General features: G+C 51.9%; 3 protein-coding genes. All 3 read right to left on the bottom strand.

Annotated elements, in window-relative coordinates:
- Positions 1–5 precede the first annotated feature (5 nt).
- A complete protein-coding gene (locus INT22_RS05785; RefSeq protein ID WP_193067859.1) occupies positions 6–656 on the bottom strand; it encodes a DUF2291 family protein in 651 nt (216 codons plus the stop codon).
- Positions 657–736: 80 nt separating this feature from the next.
- Positions 737–1,855 carry an MDR/zinc-dependent alcohol dehydrogenase-like family protein gene (locus tag INT22_RS05780; protein ID WP_193067858.1) on the bottom strand — a complete coding sequence of 373 codons (1,119 nt, stop codon included), beginning with the start codon at positions 1,853–1,855 and terminating at the stop codon, positions 737–739.
- Between the two features lie 400 nt (positions 1,856–2,255).
- Positions 2,256–3,242: a sugar-binding transcriptional regulator gene (locus tag INT22_RS05775; RefSeq protein ID WP_193067857.1), complete on the bottom strand. Its 987-nt coding sequence runs from the start codon at positions 3,240–3,242 to the stop codon at positions 2,256–2,258.
- Between the last annotated feature and the right edge of the window lie 66 nt (positions 3,243–3,308).

The raw sequence follows: 3,308 nt of genomic DNA, 5'->3' as shown, positions 1-3,308 counted from the left end.
AACCCTCACTCAGAAACGTTCAACTGCACCGGGGTTACCAGCCAGTGACTGGGGTTTAGCAGCATGAAGGCACCCACTACTTCAAGGGTTTTGCCGGTCAGATCCAGCTCGGAGATACCTTCCAATACCTGACGTTTCATCTCTTCGTTAAGAGCCGCCCCCGCATCCTGATACTCGATTTGGTTAGTGAAGTTGCCAAATGCGATATCTCCTGTGGCATCACGCAGCGTGGTGCCATTGATAACAGGGCCGGTCTGAACGCGAATAGTGATATCGTCGGGTACTCCCTCAATATCGAGAGAATAGATACCTGACTGGCCTGCTTCAGCGACGCCCGTCATCGTCACCGGTACAATGTGACCAATTCCCGCCGCAACACCATAGGCCTGGCCAGCGGCACCGGCATCTTCCAGCACCTCAGCCGCCAATTCTTCAGCACTGATGGCATTGGCTTGAATATATTCCTGAATAGACGGAAAGTTCTCTTCTCCAAAACGCTGTTGAGAAAATTCGCCTGAGTCTTCGAGTTCGCTGATCTTGACCGTATGGGTGTCCATCATCATGAGAATGACAAGCAGCAGTGTTAATGCACCAAGGACGTAAGCCCCTCTATGCTTCCCACTGGCTTTGGAAGCAAAATTTATTGTGGCCGTCATGACAACTCCACTTATCGTTGTATTTGGATGTTAGTTATTGAGCTTGGACTAGCCACCAGGGAGGCTAGCCCTCCTGACGACTAGCCCTTCCAATCCGGCACTAGTACCACTTTCAACGCATCAGGCTCATTGCGCATCAAGTCCAGTCCATCATGAAATTTTTCAAGTGGCAGCTTGTGTGTGACGACATTGTCGGTGGGGAAGTCTCCGTTGCTGATTCCTTCGATCACTAGGGGGTAGCAATACGGGCCAAGATGGGCGCCGAGAACATCGAGCTCCTTGCGATCACTGATAATGCTCCAGTCAACGGTTACCGGGTCCTTAAAAACACTGAATTCCACGAAACGGCCCAGCTTGCGAATCATGAACAAACCCTGTTCAACCGATTGCACTGCACCAGAAGCTTCTATATAGACATCACACCCATAGCCATCCGTGATGCTCTTTACATAGTCAACGACATCAACCTCAGCAGGGTTGAGCACGATGTCCGCACCAAATTTCTTGGCAAGTTCAAGGCGGTTGTTGTTCAAATCAAGGACAACCAGCTTGGCAGGGCCGGATTTCTTGATGGGACCGATCATGCCCAGCCCCAGCGTTCCCGCTCCCGACAGCACCACAACATCACCCAACTCTATCTGGGCACGCTTTACGGCATGCAGTGAACAGGCATAGGGTTCGACCAGAACGGCCTTCTCCATCGGGATGTCATCAGGCAGTTTGAAATTGATGGCTTCTTTGGGGAACACCATATACTCGGCCATACCGCCGTTAACATTGTGCTGAAAGCCATAGACATCATGCTTTTCGCACATCCAGTACTGGCCGCGATTGCAGAACCTGCAATCCCAGCAGGGCACGATTTGCTCGGAAATTATTCTGTCTCCGATTGCAAAGCCCTCAACACCATCGCCGAGCCCTACAACGTGTCCAATAAACTCATGCCCGGGGATCATGGGGGCCTTGATGTAGGCCGGCTGTGTTTCATCGCCCCAGAAACTCGGCGCACCCTCATAGGCTTTCAGATCACCGGCGCATATACCGCATGCCTCGACTTTGATCAGTACCTCGCCATCTCTCGCCTTGGGAACCGCCACGTCTTCCAGCCTGTAATCACCGGGAGCATAAGCAACCACAGCCTTCATGGTTTCAGGTACTTCAAGGTTGGTAGTTGTCACGTTACTGCTGGCGCTGGTCATGTGAACCTCCTTAGCATGCCGATTATTACAAAAGCTCTCTCTTCGTTCATATGTATTAAGTATCAGAGTTGTTGCTGCGTCAATGCATCCAGTACCAATAACTCTCTAATACTTTAGGATAACTAATATGCTTATGATTATTAAGGATTTTATATATTTCATCTTATCCATGCAGCAGCATAGTGATGCGGAGGGCAACAATTTAACTAAAATTATGTGATCACATAGTGATCATATGAACATATTTTAAGACGAGTAACAGGTTTTTTTTCCAAACCGTCATACCGAAGGACAAAGAGCAGGGGCCTAGCAACATCCAGAGACGAGCGCCATCACCTCGCATCAGCAGGTGGTGCGAGGTGGCTTATTAGGTAGGCAATGGGTAGCTGGACCTGCTCGATCAGGTGGAGCTCTCGCCCCGACGGGTCGCCTCATCCAGGCGAATAATAGTGTGCGCATTGGAGGCGCTTGTAGCGAGGGTATCAATCACTCCAGTACGCAGCGCCCCAAGAATACCCACCGCCTTGGTGTTTTCGCTGGCAATGGCAATAACATCGGGCACTCGGGTCAGATCCTGAATACTCAGACCAATAACCCGGCCCTGCATAGGCGTAGCAGAGGGGTGACCATGAATATCGATAAAGTCGTAGCCCATCACGTCGCCAACGGTACCAGAGAGTCGCGCCTCGGCAATCTCTTGGGGAGTGAACCAACCCATGCGCACCATGTTACTGTTTTCGCTAACATCGCCAACGCCAATCAGTGCTATATTGGCACGGCGAGCACGATCAAGGGTTTGACGTACGGTCGGGTTTTCATAGATAGCATCACGCAGCTCGCTATTCTGCACCAGTGCCGGTGCGTAGAGGGTTTCACTTTCCGCTCCGAACTTGCTCGCCATGCGCCGACAGATATGGTCCGGATTCATGTACTCCCCTGCCCTTAGCGAGCCACCGATAGCGCAAACGAAAGACACGTTAAGCGGCTCGGCACCGAAGATATTGTCGGCCACCGCCCCGACATTACGCCCCATACCCACAGCAACGATCTGACCATCGGTCAAGATGCGTGATAGATAGTCAGCCACCAGGCTGGCCACTGAAGAGCGCTGAATGTCCGGATCGGCGTTATCCAAAGCGATCAGGGCGCGCTTCAGACCAAAGCGACGCTTCAGCTCGAACTCAATCTCAGCGCTGACTGCTGGATGCTGACGCACCCGGACATCCACGATCCCCTCCGTCTGGGCGCGCTTGAGCAGTCGACCCACCCGGATCCGGGAAAGTCCGAGCCGATTGGCGATCACTTTCTGAGTCTCGCCCTGCACATAATAGAGAGTGGAGATCTCAGTCATCAAATCGATATCAGCGGTGTCTTGGCGCTCATTCATCCTATTAATCCCATCGCGTTTTCTGATGGGTGCTAGCATACATTAAAAAAGCAAGCCCCCCCCCCG

Origin of the sequence: Halomonas sp. 3D7M (genome assembly GCF_014897885.1) — a bacterium.
Classification (GTDB): domain Bacteria; phylum Pseudomonadota; class Gammaproteobacteria; order Pseudomonadales; family Halomonadaceae; genus Vreelandella.
This window is presented reverse-complemented; position numbering and strand designations above follow the sequence as displayed.

Bases quoted from the DNA above. Each gene is read 5' to 3' on its own strand.
- INT22_RS05785 (WP_193067859.1), bottom strand. From the start codon at position 656: ATGACGGCCACAATAAATTTTGCTTCCAAAGCCAGTGGGAAGCATAGA.
- INT22_RS05780 (WP_193067858.1), bottom strand. From the start codon at position 1,855: ATGACCAGCGCCAGCAGTAACGTGACAACTACCAACCTTGAAGTACCT.
- INT22_RS05775 (WP_193067857.1), bottom strand. From the start codon at position 3,242: ATGAATGAGCGCCAAGACACCGCTGATATCGATTTGATGACTGAGATC.